Genomic DNA, 2,478 nt, shown 5'->3' on the forward strand with positions numbered 1-2,478 from the left:
AATCAGGCTCGCCAATACGTAAGGTGACGGGGGTGTTCAAGTAGACCAGAATCGGTGTTCAAGTAAACCAGAATATGCAGGTGTTACTACTCCTTTCGTAATATCAGTATTTTGATTTTTTATTGCATGAAATGAGGAAAGCTGTGGCCAGCTGGATGATCTTATCATTGGTGAGTTACCTGTTGTCGCCTCTAAAAATCCCCATTAGCCTGCTGTAGAACCCCGCATCACGTATGGTTTTTACTGCAGTGTCTGAAGAAGATGATTGTTCCAGTAGTTCTTCAAGATGTGACCTGAATGTTTGCAGGTCACCGGTATCCTCGGCATAGGACAACAATTCTTCTATCTGATTCCCATATAACGCGTGATATCTAGTGGCAAAATAGTCAGCAGCATCTGCCAGTGCCTGTTGATCATTGCGCCGGTCGGCCTTTTTCTTTGCGAGCTGTGGATGAACGGCGTCTTGCTCGGCAAAGGCGGGGGCAAGGTTATCCGTTGCAATGGGCTGGGATATTGTCTCCGCTTTTTTCCGCCAGCCCGGCCCGTACACCTCCTCGATATACTCCTCTGTGGGCTCGTAGCCCAGGGAACTGATTTTGTTATCGCGCTCGGCCCGCTGAAGCAGGTCTTCCTCCGGCTCGGTATTGCGCCAGACTCTCGGCGGCCGGGCATTGGGAAAGTTCCACTCCGTTAGCCATCGCACCACCTGGTTGTTGAAACTCTCGCAGATCAGGTCCGCATCGCTTTTGATCACCGACTGCTTCACCGCCTCGTGCACCTGCGCCTGGGATAGCGAGCTGCCGTCATCGGTGGTCATGGTCTGGCTTAGCACCACCTTGCTGATGGCCCGGTCCATGCGCTCTGCCAGTGCCTCGTAGTCGGCAGTGCCGTGGCGGGCGGCCTCCAGCAGCTCTACCAGAATGTTGTCCGGAACGACAATGCCGCTGTCTACCTGGATGGCGTCCAGCACCTGCAGGGCTTTTTCACGCTCGCGAGGGTCTTCCGCCTGTCCCGGTGGTAGTTTTGCCATAGCGGTAGGCTGGCCGAACTTCTCCAGAAAAATCAGCCAGAACTTGATGTCGTTGCGTTTGAAAAAAGTGGGCCAGTACAGATAGTGTCCCAAACCCAGCCCGTAGGGGTTGTCGCTGTGGTTGGCCCCGGTGCTGAACACCCAGAACTTCTGGTCAGGAAGCTTTACCGGATGGGGTTCACCGGCCTTGATCAACCGCAGGTTGCCGTTCACATCAAACACAAACCGGCTGCGGTCGCGGACCTTAATATCGTCCAGCACTATTTGGCTGCCATCGTAGGACCATAGGCACTCGCCCACGGCATAGCCGTAGAAAAGGCCGTAGAGCATCTTGTCGGTGATACCGTCAAAGCGGATATGGGTCAGCTGCTCCTTGATGAGCTCCGCAGCCGCTTTATCTTGCGCCGACTCGCCGGCAGGCTCCACCGTCCACTCGCTCTGGATAACCGCCAGGCGTCGTTGCTGGAAGGTGGGTTTGACCTGGTCGTCTCGCAGGATTTCGTCATAGATCTTCATATCCCGACCGCGCTCTTTGAGCACGCTGTCGGGGTTGTCCATCAGGGTTGCGGTGTAGGCCGACGCCAGCCGGACACCGTGGTCTGCCTTTGCCAGCTCTCCCAGTTTTGGCTTGCCTGCCATGGTGTTGTCCTGTCTAGTCCCTGTGTCGGTTAAAATATGAGCACTCAATAACCCCTGAAATCATTGCGGCCCTTTACCACACCATAACCTTTATCCTCATCAATACTGTGCGGGTTTTCGCCGTAGGCCTCGATGCCGGCTCTTGTGTTCCCTGTGGATGCAAAACTGAAATTGGCCCGGTGCTCATGCGCCCATTTCAGAAACTGGCTGGTGGAGTCCACCTGATCATCGTTACCCGCCAGCGGGAAAATGGTCAGCTCCAACTCGTAGTCGATGAGCCAGGGAGCCGCTTCAGGGAGATGCACCAGCCCGGCCTCAAACAGACTGCTGACCTCCACTAACCGGTCTATCTTGTTGACGCCCTTGGGATCGCAGGGGATGACCGGTACATGAATCTTTTTATGACCGGCGCTCACTCCCTCGCGCAGCTCCTGGATCAGCGAGGTACCGCTGCCCATGTTCTCATGGGATATGGCGGCGCGTCTGGCTGAGGATGAAAAACCCCATTTGCCCATGGTTGATACGATCTACCGTTGTCCTGTCGAGCACTCCACCGAGGCGTACACGCTGACGGTGACCGGTGACCAGTACGAAGGGTACCTGAGCAACAATGACGTACTGTTTGTGGATCCGATTGGCGAGTATTCAGCCAATGATGTGGTGATCTGCGTCATGCCTGACAGTGGGTATATTGATGTTCGTCAGATTTTCTTCGACGGTGTATCAGCCAGTCTTCGCTCCCTGACCCGCGATGTCCCGCCGGATCGACGTATTGTGAGTGCCAGAATAGTCCCGATGTTGGGTGGTGT

3 protein-coding genes are annotated in these 2,478 nt (G+C 55.0%); 1 reads left to right on the plus strand and 2 read right to left on the minus strand.

All coding sequences use genetic code 11. The annotated features are described in order from the left end of the window. Window positions 1–175: 175 nt before the first annotated feature. Together ABD892_RS03190 and ABD892_RS03195 are read right to left on the minus strand one after the other, a co-directional pair. A complete protein-coding gene (locus ABD892_RS03190) occupies window positions 176–1,669 on the minus strand; it encodes a DUF935 domain-containing protein (RefSeq protein ID WP_345193771.1) in 1,494 nt (497 codons plus the stop codon). 44 nt (window positions 1,670–1,713) lie between these two features. Continuing rightward, window positions 1,714–2,127, minus strand: a complete 414-nt coding sequence (locus ABD892_RS03195; protein WP_345193773.1) for a hypothetical protein — start codon at window positions 2,125–2,127, stop codon at window positions 1,714–1,716. Between ABD892_RS03195 and ABD892_RS03200 the strand changes: the two genes are divergently transcribed. After that, window positions 2,126–2,478: S24 family peptidase (locus ABD892_RS03200; protein WP_345193775.1), on the plus strand; the 353-nt coding region annotated here is incomplete at its 3' end. The genes ABD892_RS03195 and ABD892_RS03200 overlap by 2 nt on opposite strands.

It is taken from the genome of Kistimonas scapharcae (genome assembly GCF_039540975.1).
GTDB lineage: Bacteria > Pseudomonadota > Gammaproteobacteria > Pseudomonadales > Endozoicomonadaceae > Kistimonas > Kistimonas scapharcae.

Coding starts and splice junctions, on each gene's coding strand:
- ABD892_RS03195 (WP_345193773.1), bottom strand. CDS start 2,127: ATGGGCAGCGGTACCTCGCTGATCCAGGAGCTGCGCGAGGGAGTGAGC.
- ABD892_RS03190 (WP_345193771.1), bottom strand. CDS start 1,669: ATGGCAGGCAAGCCAAAACTGGGAGAGCTGGCAAAGGCAGACCACGGT.